Genomic DNA, 14,566 nt, shown 5'->3' on the forward strand with positions numbered 1-14,566 from the left:
TCAGCGCAGCGCCTCCAAGAGCGGCCTGAGCTTGTGGCGCCGCTTGTTCTCGGCGGCCAGGTCGCCGATCCGCGCGGACCACGCCGTCTGCCGGCCCTGCGCCAGGTAGCCCCGCTTCGCACGGGCGAGCCAGGCGGCGGCGCGCTCGTAGGTGTCGGGTCCCTCCGTCAGGAGCGGCTTTGCCCGCGCCTCGGCGAAGTCGACGACCCAGGCGGGGTCGCGGTCGAGCGCCGCCTCGGCGAGGCGCAGGAGCACCGCCTCGTCGCCCCGCCCGTCGCGGCCGGCCTCGGCCGCCGCCATCGCGTCGCCGACCAGCCCCTCCTCCAGCAGGATCTCGATCCGGTCGCGCGCGCGATCCGCCCCGGCGAGGAGGGCCAGGAGGTCGTCGCGGACCGGGTCCCAGCCCGTCTTGCCGGCGACCGTCCGGGCGGCCTCGTAATCGGCGAGGGTAAGGCCCTGCGCGAAGGCGGCGCGGGCCGCCGTGAGCGCGAGGTCGCGGCGCTTGCGCGCATGGGCCTCGTCGCGCAGCCAGCGCGCCAGGGACAGGGCCGGGCCGCCGCGCGGTGCTGCCGCCCGGCGCAACGCCGCCTGCGCCACGTCGAGCGCCGGATCGGGATGCCCGGCGGCGTGCAGGCGGCGGGCGAGGGCGAGGGCCGCGTCGGGATCGGCGATGCGCTCGACCGCGTGGGCCACCGCCTCGTCGATCCGGCCGAGGCGCACCAGCATCTCGGCGCAGGCCGCCTCGTCCCCGGCGGCCCGGGCGAGGGCGAGGTAGGCATCGGTGCGGCCGGCCGCCGCCAGCACCCTCAGGCGCACCGCGACGAGGCCCGACTCCCGCTCGGCCCGCGGCGGCGCGGCTCCGGCCTCGCCCGCGAGCACGGCGCGCAGCCACGGCGCGTCCCAGCCGGCGGCGAGCGCCGCGGTGACGATCGAGAAGCCTTCCGGCCCGTACTCGGCGAGTTCGGCATGCCAGCCCTCGACCGTCTCGAACAGGTCGTCGCGCTCCTCCTCCGAGAGATCGCTCGTCAGCACCGCCTCGGCCATCATCCGCCCGAGGTCGTCGAACAGGAGGTCCATCTCCTCGTCGGTCTCGGCCATCTCGCCGAGCCACTGCTCGACGAACGGCTCGGCCACCGACACCAGGATCGCGAGCGCGTTGCGCCCGTCGCCGGCCTCCAGGAACGGCACCGCCTTGCCGACCAGCTCCTTCAGGGCGTCGGCCGGGCCGTGGGCCTCGTAGTCGTCCCAGTAGCCGCGCCGCGCCTGGTGGGCGAGGAGGGTGCGGGCCTGTGCGGCGACCGGCGCCGGATCGACGGCGCCCCGGCCCGGGACCGTCGCCATCTCGACCTCGATCCAGCCGGCGAGGTCGGGATCGGCCGCGGCCCGGCGCACCAGGAGATCCGCCAGGGCCTCGCGCGGCAGATCGCCGAGGAGGGTGCGCAGGGTCGGCCGCTCGGCCACGGCGCCGGGCACGGCGGCGGCGAGCAGGGTGGCGACGACATGCTTGCAGGCGCCGCCCCACTCGTAAGGGCAGGTGCAGCGATGATCGGCAACGGTGCCGTCCTTCAGGCGGATCGCGACCCGGTAGGGCGCATCCTCGCTGCCCGCCACCGCGGCGGTGAGTTCCTCGCCCCGCCGCACGAGGGCGGAGACGGCGCCCGAGCGCAGCACCGCGCGGCCGCGCTCGAACACCTTCGGGTCGGCGAGCGCCTTGATCGTCGCCTCGTCCGGCAGAGTGGGCGCGGCGCCCGCCTGGCCGCCCCGCTTGCCCCTCACGCGGCGATCCGCCCCTCCAGCGGGAACACCTTGGCGGGGTTCATCAGCCAGGCCGGATCGAACACCGCCCGCACCCGCATCTGCTGGTGCAGGTCCTCCGGGTTGTACTGGTAGCTCATCAGGTCGCGCTTCTCGATGCCGACGCCGTGCTCGCCGGTGAGGCAGCCGCCGACCTCGACGCAGAGCTTCAGCATCTCCTCGCCGGCGGCCTCGGCCTTCTCCATCTCGCCGGGTGTGTTGATGTCGAACAGGATCAGGGGGTGCAGGTTGCCGTCGCCGGCATGGAAGACGTTGGCGCAGCGCAGCCCGTAGGACTGTGTGATCTCGCCGATGCGCTCGAGCACGCGCGGCAATTGCCCGGTCGGGATGGTGCCGTCCATGCAGATGTAGTCCGAGATGCGGCCCGTCGCGCCGAAGGCCGACTTGCGGCCCTTCCAGATCGCGGCGCTCTCGGCCTCGGATTGCGAGACCTTGAGGCTCGTCGGGTTGAACGGCTTTGCGATCTCGACGATGCGGTCAAGCATCGCGTCGCACTCCTCCTTGCAGCCCTCGACCTCGATGATCAGCATCGCCTCGGCGTCGAGCGGGTAGCCGGCATGCGCGAAGGCCTCGCAGATCGTGATCGCCTCGCGGTCCATGTACTCGATCGCCACCGGGATGATGCCCGCCCCGATGATCGCCGCCGTGCAGGCGCCGGCATCCTCGACCGTGCCGAAGCCCATCAGGGCCGGGCGTGCGCCCTCGGCTGCGCGCAGGATCCTGACCGTCGCCTCGGTGACGATGCCGAGCTGGCCTTCCGAGCCGCAGACGAGGCCCAAGAGGTCGTAGCCGGCGGAATCGAGATGGTCGCCGCCGATCTCCACCACCGTGCCGTCGACCATGACCAGGGTCACGCCCATCAGGTTGTTGGTGGTGACGCCGTATTTCAGGCAGTGGGCCCCGCCCGAGTTCATCGCGATGTTGCCCGCGATGGTGCAGGCGAGCTGGCTCGACGGGTCGGGGGCGTAGAAGAAGCCCTCGTGCGCGACCGCGGCGCTGATGGCGAGGTTGGTGATGCCGGCCTGGACCCGGGCGGCGCGGTTCCCGAAATCGACGTCGAGCACCCGGGTCATCTTGGCCACACCGAGGATCACCGCGTCCTCCTGCGCGATGGCGCCGCCGGCGAGCGAGGTGCCGGCGCCGCGGGGCACCACCTTCACGCCCTGCTCGTGGCAGTAGCGCATCACCGCCGAGACCTCCTCGGTCGTCGAGGGCAGCACCACGGCGAGCGGCATCTTGCGGTAGGCGGTGAGCCCGTCGGTCTCGAAGGCGCGGCGCTCGTCCTCGCTGGTCACCAGGGCCTCCGGCGCCACCAGGCCGCGCAGGCCGTCCACGATCGCGTCGCGGCGGGCGAGGATCGCGGGATCGGGGAGCGGGAAGGCGATGGTCATGGCGTGTCCTCTCGGCTCGGGTCGGCGCCTGTCTCGCGGGCCGTCATTCGCCGCCACCCTACCGGAGGGGCATCGCGACGCCCAGACGTCGTCATCCCTCGCACCTTGGTCCGATTGCGCTTTGCCGCGGCAGAGCTTCTTTTCGCCGCACGGGAGCCGAAGCGAGGGGCCGGCGTTTTTAACTGGTCCAAACAGCAGGCTGGGCCATATGCCCTAGGTCCGTCGCGAACGACGTCCGTTGGAGGGAACCTCATGCGTCAGCTCATCCTCGGTGCCGCCCTGGCGGTCCTCGTCCCCTTTGCCGCCCAGGCGCAGGACGCCGCAGCCGGCGAGAAGGTCTTTGCGACGTGCAAGGCCTGCCACGCCTTCGGCAAGAACGGCGTCGGCCCGGACCTCAAGGGCCTGATCGGCCGCAAGGCCGGCACCCACGAGGGCTACAACTATTCGGCCGCGATGAAGAATTCCGGCCTGACCTGGGATTCGGCCACCTTCATGGAATACATCAAGGACCCGAAGGCCAAGGTCCCCGGCAACAAGATGATCTTCGCCGGCGTCAAGGACGACAAGAAGATCAAGGACCTGGAAGCCTACCTCGAGACCCAGAAGTAAGGCTCGTTCCGGCCCCGGCGGCGCTCGCCGGGGCCTTTTTTCGTCTCAATCGCCGATGCCGTCGCGGTCCTGCACGGCCATCAGGGTGGCGGTGAGCAGCGCGACGAGCTTCTCGCGGCCTGCGCTCTCGGCGAAGACCTCGGCCTGCGCCAGCGTCAGGGTGCGGCCGGCCTTGACCACCCGGCCCCGCGCCCGCAGGCGCTCCCCGGCGGCCGGGGCGAGCAGGTTGATCTTGAACTCCGCGGTCAGCACCCCGGCGCCGGGGGGCATCAGGGTCAGGCCCGCGTAGCCCGCCGCGCTGTCGGCGATGGCGCTCACCGCTCCCGCATGGACGAAGCCGTGCTGCTGCGACACCCCGGGACCGGGCGTCAGCGCGATCTCGACCGCGCCGGGCGAGACCGCCTCCAGCGTCGCCCCGAGGGTCCGCATCAGGCCCTGCCTGTCGAAGCTGGCGCGGACGCGGCGTCCGATCTCCTCGGGAACGGCGTGCATCGGCACCTCTGGCGTCTGGTCCGTCACGGGCACTGGGCCTCCCCCCGGCTTGTTGTGTAGGGACGTTGAGGCACGGCCACGGCCGCGCTGTCCAGCGCCCTCGAGCCCCGAGACGTCCATGAGCTCCCCCGATTCCGACCCGGCCGGCTGGCGCGCCTTCGACGATCCGGGCTTCATCGCCCTGGTCGGCCCGGTGCTCCTGCGCGAGGACGGCGAGACCCTGCACTTCGCGTTCCGCGCCGAGCCGCGGCACGCCAACCTGATCGGCGTGGTCCAGGGCGGCATGACGATGACCTTCGCCGACCGGGCGCTGGGCTTCACCGCCATGCGGGCCGCGGGCGGGGCGAACTGCGTCACGGTGCAGTTCGAGATGCAGTTCGTCTCCGCCGCACGGATCGGCGAGACGATCACGATGACGCCCGAGGTGGTGCAGCGCACGCAGAGCCTGGTCTTCCTGCGCGGCGACGCGCGCTGCGAGGGCCGCATCGTCGCGACCGCCACCGGCGTGTGGAAGATCCTGCGGCGGCGGCCGCAGGCGGGTGCAGAGTGAGTCCCGCTCGTAATCGTAGCGCCGGCGTCGAGCCGGATCGTGGTGGTCGCGGGACAATAATCAGACTTCCATTCCGCTTACCGTAGTGACGACGCACGGGAAGGCCCGCAACCTACTGAGACGACTGGCACACCTCTTGCTTTTCGATTCCGAAAGTGACAAGAGGACAATGTAGCATGTCGACCGCAACGATCAGCGATTTGTCCATCTACGAAGCTCAGAAAGCCGCGATCGAGCCGTTCCTGCGAACATTTCGCCTTAGCAACACCGCGCTCGACATTGTTTTTTACGATGTCGGCGTTTTATACAAAGATCTCCAGGATCGCGGCCAACAGATCGCGACCGGCATGACAACGCCCATCGGCAGTGCGGGTGCCCTCGCTGTAGGCGCCTCGCCGCAGATGGCCCGAGCGATCACCCATCTCGATCTCAGCGCTCTGACGAATCCCGAGGGCGCGATCCTCGTGGTAGACGCAGCCAACCCACCGTACGTGTATCCGCCCTACAGGGACGTCGCCCAGTTCCTCAACGAGGCCGGGACGAAGCGCGACGACCTGCGCACCGTGACCCTCACGGGAGTCGGCAGTTCCGCCCTGGGCTCGGTCGCATTCGCGTGGGGAATCTCGAAGGCCCTGGGCGAGCCGGTTGTGGCTATCGTGCCGGGCTACGGCTTGGCGGATGTGGCATACCAAGCCCTTGGCGGCTGGTTCGGCTTCGGCCTGCACGACTGGATCAGGAGCCAGACCCAGGAATGGCTCGCCGCCGCCGCGCCTCACCTGGCGGGCGTCGGCCGGAATCTCCTCGCCAGCCTCCCCGACGGCAAGCAAAACCCTGACACCGCCGCGCCGGTCTTCCGGCAAGGCAGCGTCGGGTCTGACACGCTCCACGCCATCCTTCAGCGGAACATCGGCATCACCCGGGTGGTCGGCCACAGCAAGGGCGCGCTCGCCATCGCCAACGCGATCCGCTCGCTCGCTTCGCCGATCACCGACACGCTGTCCGTCGTCACGTTCGGCTGCACGGTGAATCAGGACGGGACCAAGGCCACATACGATCAGTTTCTCGGACGGATCGACGCCCTCGGCCGCCTGAACTCCTGGGGTCACGAACCGAAGACGTGGCTGATCGCCCATCACAGCACCAACACGATGATTCCGCTAGCCATGGCGGTCGACTCGCTGATCTCGACAAGTCCTGCACGGTCAGCAGCACCAGTGGTCGCCCTCCCGTCCTGGTTCATGAACTGGCCTCCCCTCCTTCCACTCTTCCGACCGGTCCGGCCCTGACCGGCAGGGCACCCGGCAGGCCGGCAACAGGTCCCCGTACACAACCCGCCCCGGTCCGCTATATCGAGCGGGATGACGCACGATCCGAACGGCAGCCCGCCCGGCGGGGTCCTCGAACGACTGACCGCGGCGCTCGGCGCGGAGGCGGGCCGGCGCGGTCCGCCGCCGGTCGAGCGCTGGAACCCGGACTATTGCGGCGAGATCCCGCTGCGCATCGCCGCCGACGGGACCTGGCACTACAACGGCAGCCCGATCACCCGGCCGGCCCTGGTCAAGCTCTTCTCCACCATCCTGCGCCGCGATCCCGACGGGCGCACCGTGCTGGTGACGCCGGTCGAGCGGGTCGGGATCGAGGTCGAGGACGCGGCCTTCCTGGCGGTCGAGATGGCGGTGGAGGGCGAGGGCGAGGACCGGGTGATCGCGTTCCGCACCAACCTCGACGACGTCGTGCCCCTGGACGACGCCCACCCGCTGCGGGTCGAGCGCGACCGGGACGGCGGGTTCAAGCCCTACATCGCCGTGCGCCACGGCCTCTGGGCCCGGATCACGAGGGCGCTGGCCTACGACCTCGTCGCGCTGTGCGAGGAGCGCGAGGAGGCGGGCGAGCGGTGGTTCGGCCTTGCCGCCGGCGGGCGCTTCCACCGCCTCGCGCGATCGACCGAGCTGTCGTGACCGACCTCGCCGCGCCGACCGCGCTGGACCGCTTCCTCGAGAGGGCCCGCGCCCGCCTGCGGCCCGAGCCGCCGGGCCCGGAGGATTCGACCGCGAACCCGCGGGGGGACCACGACCTCGAACCCGACGTGCTGGAGGCCGCCCTGTCGCGCCCGCCCCGGCGCGCCGCCGTGCTGGTGCCGGTGGTGCCGCGCGACGACGGCGTGTCGGTGCTGTTCACCCTGCGCTCGCCGCACCTGCGCGACCATTCGGGACAGATCGCGTTTCCCGGCGGCAAGATCGATCCCGCGGACCCCTCCCCCCTCGCCGCCGCGCTGCGGGAAGCGGAGGAGGAGGTCGGCCTCGACCCGGCGGCGGTGACGCCGCTCGGCTACCTCGACCCCTACCTCTCGGGCACCGGCTTCCTGGTGACGCCGGTGGTCGGGCTGGTGGCGCCGGACGCGCGCCTGACGCTCAACCCGCACGAGGTGGCGGAAGCCTTCGAGGTGCCGCTCGCCTTCCTGATGGACGTGGCCAACCACGCCCTGCACAGCCGGGAATGGCGCGGGCGCCAGCGGCGCTACTACGCGATTCCCTTCGGCGACCGCTACATCTGGGGCGTCACCGCCGGCATCGTACGCAACCTCTACGACCGGCTCCGCGACGGGGACGAGTGAGACCGCCGCACCGTCGAACGGCTCCGTTCGACGGTGCAAGGCAAGCCCGAACGGGCGTCGGCGCCGATGCGCCGGACGCCTCGGCATCGATGCCGAGGCGCGACAGCATGAGACATCCATGGCCCGCGCGCTGATCGACGACGTCCTCCTGTTCCTCCTGCCCTTCGTGGTCTTCGCCGGCTGGCTGGTGGTGAGCCGGCGCAACCCGCTGCTCTGGTCGCATTGGAGCGAGCAGGCGACGCGGCTCGCCATCGCGGGGGCCGCCTTCGTGATCCTGTCCTTCGTCGTGGTGGCGCTCACCGCCGAGCGGCACCGGGACGGCTTCGTGCCGACCCATATCGAGAACGGCCGGGTGGTGCCGGGACAGTTCCGGTGAGCCCTGCCCTCGACGAGGCCGCCCTGCGCGCCGTGCTGGCGCGGCCGCGCCTCACCCGGGTGCTCGCGGCGCTCGAGGCGCCCGGCGAGGAGACCCGCCTCGTCGGCGGCGCGGTGCGCGACGCGCTGCTCGGCCGAAGGGTCGAGGACATCGACCTCGCCACCACCCTGCTTCCCGAGGAGGTGGTGGCGCGCGCCCGCGCGGCCGGCCTCAAGCCCGTGCCGACCGGCATCGCGCACGGCACCGTGACCGTCGTGGTGGAGGGCGAGCCGTTCGAGGTCACGACCCTGCGCGAGGACATCGAGACCGACGGGCGCCACGCCGTGGTGCGCTTCGGCCGCGACTTCGCGCAGGATGCCGCCCGGCGCGACTTCACCATCAACGCCCTCTCGGCGACGCCGGACGGGCGGATCCACGACACGGTCGGGGGGCTCGCCGATCTCGCGGCCGGCCGGGTGCGCTTCATCGGCGAGCCGCGCCAGCGCATCCGCGAGGATTACCTCAGGGTCCTGCGCTTCTTCCGCTTCCACGCCCGCTACGGCGCCGGCGCCCCGGACGCGGAGGGGCTGTCGGCCGCGATCGCGGCCCGGGACGGGCTGGCGCTCCTCTCGCGCGAGCGGGTGCGGGGGGAACTGCTGAAGCTCCTCGTCGCCCGCGGCGCGCCCGCCGTCGTCGCCGTCCTGTCGCAGACGGGCCTGCTGCAGCGCCTGACCGGCGGGGTCGGCGATCTCGGCCGCCTCGCGCGGCTTGCCGCGGCGGAGCCGGCGCCCGACCCGGTGCGCCGCCTCGCCGCCCTGGCGGTACGCTCGGCCGCCGATGCCGAGCGGCTGCGCGAGACGTTGCGCCTGTCGAAGGCCGAGCACGCCCGGCTCCTCCTCTATGCCGGGGCCGAGTCCGCGCTGCACGGGGCTCTCGCTCCCCTGACGGAGCCGGACATCCGCCGCCTGGTGGCGCTGCACGGGCCTGTCGCCGCGGCCGATGCCGCCCTGGTTCTGGAAGGCGAGCCACGGCCGGTCCTGACCCGCGAGGCCGGAGGGCTCCTCGCCCGGTTCGCCGCCGGGGAGGAACGGGCGCCGGTCCTGCCCGTGACCGGGGCCGCCCTGGTGGCGGCGGGCGCGCCGCCCGGCCGCGGGCTCGGGCAGGGACTCGCGGCCGCCCGCCACGCCTGGCTGACGGAAGGCTGCCCGACCGACGCGGCGGCACGCCGGCGGCTCACCGCGCTCGCCCTCGCGGCGGCCGGAGGACCGGCCCGGGGAACGAGCGACGACACCGCCCGTTCGCAAAGCTCTCACGACAACTGATTCCGGGCTCGCCCGGACGGGAGGCGGGAAGGTGCGGAGCGCGGTGACGGTGGGGACGATGACGGCGCGCGCCGCCGGGGCGCCGGCCCTGTCCGGGCTGGCGGGCGGCACGACCGATTCGCGGCGCGACCGGCAGGCAAAGCCGACCCGAGACGGACGACGGGGCGGGCCTCCGCCAGAAGGGAATCCGCCCCGAGGGCACCTGCCGGGGAGCCGTTTCGCGCCCGACGCGTTATGGTGCGTTGCGACGGCGTCGGCCTTGCATCCGACGCAGGGGCCTCACCGCCCTTGACGCATCCGAGGGCCGATGGCCCTTGGCGCCTTCGGGGGCCGACGGGCCCCGGTGCCGGCCCGAGGAGTTCGATCACCGATGCTGCCCCTGCTCCGCACCACCCTGGCCGCCGCCCTCGTCCTCGGGGGTCCGGCCCGCGCCGGGGCGCACGAGCTGTGGCTGACCCTGAGCACCATCGGTTCGGTGCCGCAGGTGCGGGTCAATTACGGTCACGCCTCGAAGCGCCGGGCGCCGAGCCTGCCCAAGCTGATCGAGCTCGTCGCCCTGACGCAGGATGGCGCCAACGGTCTGCGCGCCGGCCTCAAGCCCGCGCCCCCGGACGTGCCGCCGGCCCTGCTGGCCCCCCTCGGCACGAAGCCCGGCCGGACGCTGGTCGCGGCGACCTACGATTCCGGCTACTGGTCGACCCTGCGCGACGGCACCACCGTCAATTCGAGCCGGCGCCTGGTGGCGGAGGCCCGCGAGAGCCGCTGGTCGGTGAAATACGCCAAGGCGGCCTTCGGCCCCGGCGCGCCCTGGCTGCGGGTGGTCGGCCACACGCTCGAGATCGTGCCGGTGGAGGTGCCGGGCCCGACCGCCGGGGCGATCCGCGTCCGGGTGCTGTTTCGCGGGGCGCCGCTGCCGGGGGCCGACCTCTATTACGGCGACAGCGGCATGGAGCCGGAGCGGGCCGGGCTGCCGGCCTACGCCACCGACCAGGACGGCATCGCCACGGTGCCGATCCGCAAGGCCGGCAGCCAGGTGCTGACGGTGAGCCAGACGGTCAGCCCCTCCGCCACCCCCACCCTCGCCGACGAGGACGTCTACACCGCGACCTTCGCGTTCCGCCTCGACGAGCCGTCGGTGAATTGACGCCTCACGCCTCCGCCAGGTCCACGGAGACGGGCTCGATCGGCGCGAACACGCAATCCTCCGGCCCGCCATCCTCGTGGACCAGCATCGCGAAGGTGCCGGGGGCGGACAGCGTGGTCATGTGGGCGTGCCAGGCGCCGCTGCGATAGACGATGCCGGTCCCGGCCGGGACCCGGAAGGCGCGCAAGCCCGCCTCGTCCGGCCGGCCCCCGGCATCCGGCGCCACCACCACGAGGTAGTCGCCGACGGCGAGCGGCAGGAAGGCTTGCGCCGAGCGCGGATGCCGCTCGAGCCGGCGCAGCGGCATCGTCGCGGCGAAGGGCTCGCTCCGGATCAGCGCGAGGTTGAGCGGCACGTCCGGCCGCCCGTTCTCGACCTCGGCCGCCCGGTCCTGGCGCGGGCCGGCGGCGGGGCCGACCAGCAGGGTGCCGTAGGGCGCGAAGGCCTCCGGGGTGATCGGCGCGATCGGAAGGGTGCGCATGGCGGCGGCTCCAGGAAGGATATCCTCATTCCCGGTGGCGTAGCTCAGCGGCGATCCTCGCGCACCATGTCGGCCCCCTTCTCGGCGATCATCATCACGGCGGCCTGGGTGTTGGCCGAGACCTCGGTCGGCATCACGGCGGCGTCGATCACCCGCAGGCCCGCGATGCCGCGGACCCGCAGGCGCTCGTCCACCACCGCCTCGGGCCCCCGGCCCATGCTGCAGGTGCCGACCGGGTGATAGATGGTCTGGCCGTTGCGCCGGGCGAAATCGAGCCACTCGTCGTCCGACTGCACGCCCGGACCGGGAGCGAGCTCGTGGGCGCGGTAGGGGTCCATGGCCGGCTGGTCGATCACCCGGCGGGCGATGCGCATGCCCTCGATCAGGGCCTCCTGGTCGCCGCGCACGCTCAGGAAGTTCGGGCGGATCGCCGGGGGGCGCAACGGGTCGCTCGAGACCGCGTGGATGGTGCCGCGGGATTCCGGGCGCAGCTGCGTCACGCCGATCGTCATGCCGGGCTCGCGGTCGAGGGTGCGGTCGGCGGCGTTGGCGTAGCTCGCATGCATGAAGAAGTACTGCACGTCGGGACCCGCCAGCTCGGGCCGGGTGCGCACGAAGCCGTGGGCGAGGCCGGTGCCCAGCGTGAGGATGCCGCGGCGGGTGAGCGCGTATTGCGCGACCGCGAGGCCGAGGCGCCAGCCGCGGGTCGCCTCGTTGAGGGTGACGGGCAGCTTCACCCGCCAGTTCATCCGCGTGGCGTAGTGGTCGCGGTAGTTCTCGCCGACCCCCGGCAGGGCGTGGCGGACGGGCAGGCCGGCCGCCGCCAGCACCTCCGGCCTGCCGATGCCCGAGAGTTCGAGGAGGTGGGGCGACTGCACGGCGCCCGCCGCCAGGATCACCTCGGCCCGCGCCTCCACCCGCTCCTCGCGTCCCCCGCGCCGGTAGGTGACGCCGGTCGCGCGGGTGCCGTCGAGGTCGAGGCGCAGGACGTGGGCGTTCGTGCGCACCGTCAGGTTCGGGCGCCGGCGGGCGGGCGTCAGGTAGGCGTCCCGGGCGCTCCAGCGCCGGCCGTTGCGCTGGTTGGCCTGGTAGTAGCCGAAGCCCTCCTGCGAGGCGCCGTTATAGTCGGGATTCTCGGGGTAGCCGGCCTCGGTGCCGGCCCGGATGAAGGCATCGGCGAGGGGGTTCCTGATCCCGACCCGGGTGACGTGGAGCGGGCCGTCGCGCCCGCGCAAGGCGGGGTCGCCACCCTCGAAATGCTCGAGCTTGCGGAAATAGGGCAGCACGTCGGACCAGCTCCAGCCGCGGTTGCCGGCCTGGGCCCAGGTGTCGAAATCCTGCGGCTGGCCGCGCACGAAGATCATGCCGTTGATCAGCGTCGAGCCGCCGAGCCCCTTGCCGCGGGGCACCACGATGGTCCGGTCGTGGGTGTTCGGCTCCGGCTCGGTGGCAAAGCGCCAGTTGAAGGCCGCGCCGGTGAGGAGCTTCGGGAATCCGGCCGGGATGCCGACCCAGAACCCCCTCCCCTCGCCGCCGGCCTCCAGCAGCAGCACGCGGTGGCGGCCGTCCTCGCTCAGGCGGTCGGCCAGCACGCAGCCCGCCGTGCCCCCGCCGACGATGACGAAGTCGAACGCGTCCATGCTCCCCCCGGGCTGTTCGTTCCCGTCGTTATAGGCCGGGCTCGGGCCGGCGGCGATCCCGCAACCGGGACACGGCCCGCGCGGCGCACGCACCCCTCCCCCCGCGTTGACACCGCGGGAGCCCCGGCCGATACCGCGCCCGGCTCCCGATGCGCAGACAGATCCTCAAGACCGCGACGATCATCGCCCACGACCTCGTGGCGACGGCCCTCGCCGTGCTCCTCACCTTCGCGATCCGGTTCGACGGCCCGCTGCTGGCCGAACGGCTCGCCCACCTGCCGCTGCTGCTGCCGCCCTTCGTGGCCTGCGCCGGCCTGGTCTATCGTGCCTTCGGGCTCTACCGGACAAAGTGGCGCTTCGCCTCGCTGCCGGATCTCGCCAACATCGTGCGGGCGGTGGCGGTGCTCACGCTGCTGCTGCTCGTCCTCGACTACGTGCTGGTCTCGCCGGTCCTGTTCGGGATCTACTTCTTCGGCAAGATCGCCATCGGCCTCTACTTCGTCCTGCAGATCTTCCTGCTCGGCGGGCCGCGGCTGGCGTTCCGCTACCTGAAATACAGCCGCTCGCGCCAGAGCGCGGCCCGGGCCGCCAGCACGCCCACCCTGCTGATCGGGCGCGGCCACGACATCGAGGTGGTGCTCCGCGCCATCGAATCGGGCGCCGTGCGCAAGCTCGACCCGAAGGGCATCCTCTCGCCCCGGGCCGAGGAGCAGGGCCAGACCATGCGCGGCGTGCCGGTCCTCGGCGCGGTCTGCGACCTCGAGGACGTGGTGGCCGGGATGGCGGCCCGCGGCGTGCCGATCCGCCGCCTCGTCGCGACCCCGAGCGCGCTCGCGCCCGAGGCCGAGCCGGAGGCGCTGATCGCCAAGGCGCGCCGCCTCGGCCTGCCGCTCGCCCGGGTGACGAGCCTGGGCGATGCCGGGCGCGGGGCCGAGCTCGCCCCGATCGAGATCGAGGACCTGCTCCTGCGCCCGACGGTCGCCATCGACCGGCCGCGGCTGGAGCGTTTCCTGACCGGGCAGCGGGTCGTCGTCACCGGCGGCGGCGGCTCGATCGGTTCGGAGATCTGCGCCCGCGCGCTCGCCTTCGGGGCGAGCGCCGTCCTGGTGCTGGAGAGTTCCGAACCCGCCCTGCACGGGGTCCTGAGCCGCCCCGGCCTCTCCGGCAATGACCGGTTGAGCGGCGTCATCGCCGACATCCGCGACCGCGACCGGCTCTTCCGGGTGCTGGCGGACTTCAGGCCCGACTCCGTCTTCCACGCCGCCGCGCTCAAGCAGGTGCCCTACCTGGAGCGCGACTGGAGCGAGGGCATCAAGACCAACGTCTTCGGCTCGGTCAACGTCGCGGACGCGACGCTGGCGGCGGGTGCGCGTGCGCTCGTGATGATCTCGACCGACAAGGCGATCGAGCCGGTCTCGCAGCTCGGCGTGACGAAGCGCTTCGCCGAGATGTACGCCCAGGCCCTCGATGCCGGCCGCGCGCCCGCCGAGACCCGCCTCGTCGCGGTCCGCTTCGGCAACGTGCTCGGCTCGGTCGGCTCGGTGGTGCCGGTGTTCAAGGCGCAGATCGCCCGCGGCGGCCCGGTCACGCTCACCCACCCCGAGATGGTGCGCTACTTCATGACCGTGCGCGAGGCCGCCGATCTGGTGCTCACCGCCGCCTCCCACGCCGACCGCGAGGCCCGCGATCCGCAGGCCGGCGACCAGCGCGCGGCGGTCTACGTGCTGAAGATGGGCCAGCCGGTGCGCATCCGCGACCTCGCCGAGCGGATGATCCGGCTCGCCGGCTTCGAGCCCGGCGAGGACATCGACGTGGTGGTCACCGGCGCCCGCCCGGGCGAGCGCCTGAACGAGATCCTGTTCGCCCGCGACGAGCCGATGGTGAACCTCGAAGGCATCGACGGCGTGATGGCGGCCAAGCCCATCTTCGCCGACCGCGCCCAGCTGTCGTCCTGGCTCGACCGCCTCGCCGCGGCCGTGACGGCGGACGACCGGGCGGCGGCCGACGCGGTGTTCGGCGAGGCGATCCCGGACTTCCTCGTGCGGCACGAGGCCGCCGGCGAGGCGGCGCGGCTCTCGCACGCCGGCTGAGGCCCGCGGCCCCGGGCCTGCCGGCGCCGAAGGGATCCCGGCGCGAACCGCGGGCCCTCGCTG

14 protein-coding genes are annotated in these 14,566 nt (G+C 72.9%); 9 read left to right on the forward strand and 5 right to left on the reverse strand.

Annotated elements, in window-relative coordinates; all coding sequences use genetic code 11:
• Both V3T34_RS25540 and V3T34_RS25545 read right to left on the reverse strand, forming a co-directional pair.
• Window positions 1–1,776 carry an SWIM zinc finger family protein gene (locus V3T34_RS25540; protein ID WP_305076836.1) on the reverse strand — a complete coding sequence of 592 codons (1,776 nt, stop codon included), beginning with the start codon at window positions 1,774–1,776 and terminating at the stop codon, window positions 1–3.
• A complete protein-coding gene (locus V3T34_RS25545; protein WP_060850764.1) occupies window positions 1,773–3,206 on the reverse strand; it encodes an FAD-linked oxidase C-terminal domain-containing protein in 1,434 nt (477 codons plus the stop codon). Before V3T34_RS25545 ends, V3T34_RS25540 begins: the two co-directional genes overlap by 4 nt.
• 252 nt (window positions 3,207–3,458) lie before the next feature.
• On the opposite strand from V3T34_RS25545, the gene V3T34_RS25550 reads away from it, so the two are divergent.
• The gene (locus V3T34_RS25550) at window positions 3,459–3,815 is read left to right on the forward strand and encodes a c-type cytochrome (RefSeq protein ID WP_060850765.1); all 357 of its coding nucleotides are present in this window, start codon (window positions 3,459–3,461) and stop codon (window positions 3,813–3,815) included.
• Window positions 3,816–3,860: 45 nt separating this feature from the next.
• Here the strand turns inward: V3T34_RS25550 and V3T34_RS25555 are convergent, their stop codons facing one another.
• Entirely contained in the window at window positions 3,861–4,307 is a 447-nt protein-coding gene (locus V3T34_RS25555) for a PaaI family thioesterase (RefSeq protein ID WP_060850945.1), read from the reverse strand.
• Between the two features lie 118 nt (window positions 4,308–4,425).
• Between V3T34_RS25555 and V3T34_RS25560 the strand changes: the two genes are divergently transcribed.
• From V3T34_RS25560 to V3T34_RS25590, 7 genes are all read left to right on the forward strand, one after another.
• Window positions 4,426–4,857 (forward strand): PaaI family thioesterase, encoded by a 432-nt coding sequence (locus V3T34_RS25560; protein ID WP_060850766.1) that lies wholly within the window; start codon window positions 4,426–4,428, stop codon window positions 4,855–4,857.
• Between the two features lie 176 nt (window positions 4,858–5,033).
• Window positions 5,034–6,143, forward strand: a complete 1,110-nt coding sequence (locus V3T34_RS25565; RefSeq protein ID WP_305076837.1) for a hypothetical protein — start codon at window positions 5,034–5,036, stop codon at window positions 6,141–6,143.
• A 72-nt stretch (window positions 6,144–6,215) separates the two neighbouring features.
• Window positions 6,216–6,815 (forward strand): DUF1285 domain-containing protein, encoded by a 600-nt coding sequence (locus V3T34_RS25570; protein ID WP_091885665.1) that lies wholly within the window; start codon window positions 6,216–6,218, stop codon window positions 6,813–6,815.
• Window positions 6,812–7,471, forward strand: coding sequence for a CoA pyrophosphatase (locus V3T34_RS25575; protein ID WP_305076838.1), 660 nt, complete (start codon window positions 6,812–6,814; stop codon window positions 7,469–7,471). The genes V3T34_RS25570 and V3T34_RS25575 overlap by 4 nt, the downstream gene beginning before the upstream one ends.
• Window positions 7,472–7,589: 118 nt before the next feature.
• Complete coding sequence (locus V3T34_RS25580) at window positions 7,590–7,847, forward strand: DUF6111 family protein (protein WP_060850770.1); 258 nt, start codon at window positions 7,590–7,592, stop codon at window positions 7,845–7,847.
• Window positions 7,844–9,148 (forward strand): CCA tRNA nucleotidyltransferase, encoded by a 1,305-nt coding sequence (locus V3T34_RS25585; protein WP_305076839.1) that lies wholly within the window; start codon window positions 7,844–7,846, stop codon window positions 9,146–9,148. Before V3T34_RS25580 ends, V3T34_RS25585 begins: the two co-directional genes overlap by 4 nt.
• Before the next feature lie 370 nt (window positions 9,149–9,518).
• Entirely contained in the window at window positions 9,519–10,292 is a 774-nt protein-coding gene (locus V3T34_RS25590; protein WP_305076840.1) for a DUF4198 domain-containing protein, read from the forward strand.
• A 4-nt stretch (window positions 10,293–10,296) separates the two neighbouring features.
• On the opposite strand, the gene V3T34_RS25595 is transcribed toward V3T34_RS25590, so the two are convergent.
• Complete coding sequence (locus V3T34_RS25595) at window positions 10,297–10,773, reverse strand: ureidoglycolate lyase (RefSeq protein WP_305076841.1); 477 nt, start codon at window positions 10,771–10,773, stop codon at window positions 10,297–10,299.
• A 44-nt stretch (window positions 10,774–10,817) separates the two neighbouring features.
• The gene (locus tag V3T34_RS25600; protein WP_305076842.1) at window positions 10,818–12,413 is read right to left on the reverse strand and encodes a GMC family oxidoreductase; all 1,596 of its coding nucleotides are present in this window, start codon (window positions 12,411–12,413) and stop codon (window positions 10,818–10,820) included.
• A 149-nt stretch (window positions 12,414–12,562) separates the two neighbouring features.
• Here V3T34_RS25600 and V3T34_RS25605 point away from each other — a divergent pair, with 149 nt between their 5' ends.
• The gene (locus tag V3T34_RS25605) at window positions 12,563–14,503 is read left to right on the forward strand and encodes an SDR family NAD(P)-dependent oxidoreductase (RefSeq protein WP_305076843.1); all 1,941 of its coding nucleotides are present in this window, start codon (window positions 12,563–12,565) and stop codon (window positions 14,501–14,503) included.
• Window positions 14,504–14,566: the final 63 nt, after the last annotated feature.

Origin of the sequence: Methylobacterium ajmalii, from assembly GCF_036448855.1 — a bacterium.
In the GTDB taxonomy this organism is placed as follows: Bacteria; Pseudomonadota; Alphaproteobacteria; order Rhizobiales; family Beijerinckiaceae; genus Methylobacterium; species Methylobacterium ajmalii.

What these genes read in the sequence shown, in the direction of transcription:
- V3T34_RS25545 (WP_060850764.1), bottom strand. Translation starts at nt 3,206, where the DNA reads ATGACCATCGCCTTCCCGCTCCCCGATCCCGCGATCCTCGCCCGCCGC.
- V3T34_RS25550 (WP_060850765.1), top strand. Translation starts at nt 3,459, where the DNA reads ATGCGTCAGCTCATCCTCGGTGCCGCCCTGGCGGTCCTCGTCCCCTTT.
- V3T34_RS25555 (WP_060850945.1), bottom strand. Translation starts at nt 4,307, where the DNA reads ATGCACGCCGTTCCCGAGGAGATCGGACGCCGCGTCCGCGCCAGCTTC.
- V3T34_RS25560 (WP_060850766.1), top strand. Translation starts at nt 4,426, where the DNA reads ATGAGCTCCCCCGATTCCGACCCGGCCGGCTGGCGCGCCTTCGACGAT.
- V3T34_RS25565 (WP_305076837.1), top strand. Translation starts at nt 5,034, where the DNA reads ATGTCGACCGCAACGATCAGCGATTTGTCCATCTACGAAGCTCAGAAA.
- V3T34_RS25570 (WP_091885665.1), top strand. Translation starts at nt 6,216, where the DNA reads ATGACGCACGATCCGAACGGCAGCCCGCCCGGCGGGGTCCTCGAACGA.
- V3T34_RS25580 (WP_060850770.1), top strand. Translation starts at nt 7,590, where the DNA reads ATGGCCCGCGCGCTGATCGACGACGTCCTCCTGTTCCTCCTGCCCTTC.
- V3T34_RS25590 (WP_305076840.1), top strand. Translation starts at nt 9,519, where the DNA reads ATGCTGCCCCTGCTCCGCACCACCCTGGCCGCCGCCCTCGTCCTCGGG.
- V3T34_RS25595 (WP_305076841.1), bottom strand. Translation starts at nt 10,773, where the DNA reads ATGCGCACCCTTCCGATCGCGCCGATCACCCCGGAGGCCTTCGCGCCC.
- V3T34_RS25600 (WP_305076842.1), bottom strand. Translation starts at nt 12,413, where the DNA reads ATGGACGCGTTCGACTTCGTCATCGTCGGCGGGGGCACGGCGGGCTGC.
- V3T34_RS25605 (WP_305076843.1), top strand. Translation starts at nt 12,563, where the DNA reads ATGCGCAGACAGATCCTCAAGACCGCGACGATCATCGCCCACGACCTC.